The organism is Micromonospora sp. BS32, from assembly GCF_059089345.1.
This window is the reverse complement of record NZ_JBSSHR010000116.1, coordinates 1-447: the sequence shown is the minus strand read 5'-3', so window position 1 is coordinate 447 and position 447 is coordinate 1. Positions and strand designations below refer to the sequence as shown.

General features: G+C 68.2%; 1 protein-coding gene. It reads left to right on the top strand.

The window, feature by feature from the left end; all coding sequences use genetic code 11:
- Window positions 1-155: 155 nt before the first annotated feature.
- On the top strand, window positions 156-447 hold a 292-nt coding region (gene nuoK, locus AC5RWQ_RS30515), incomplete at its 3' end, for an NADH-quinone oxidoreductase subunit NuoK (RefSeq protein WP_494286050.1).

Genomic DNA, 447 nt, shown 5'->3' with positions numbered 1-447 from the left:
ATCCGCGACGTGTCGCGGGACGCCATGCGGCGGCTGGCCGCACTGGACCAGCGCTCCGACGAGTGGCTGGAACGCGCCCCCGAACAGGCGCCGGAACAAACCGAGTTGGCGCAGGACGGCGAGCGGGACGCGGAGCCCGCGCAGGAGGGGGCGAAGTGAACCCGGTCAACTACCTCTACCTGGCGGCGCTGCTGTTCACCATCGGCGCGGCCGGCGTACTGATCCGGCGCAACGCGATCGTGGTGTTCATGTGCGTGGAGCTGATGCTGAACGCCTGCAACCTGGCGTTCGTCACCTTCTCCCGGCTGCACGGCAACCTCGACGGGCAGGTCATCGCGTTCTTCACGATGGTCGTCGCGGCCGCCGAGGTCGTGGTCGGCCTGGCGATCATCGTGTCGATCTACCGAACCCGCCACTCGGCCTCGGTCGACGACGCGAACCTGATGA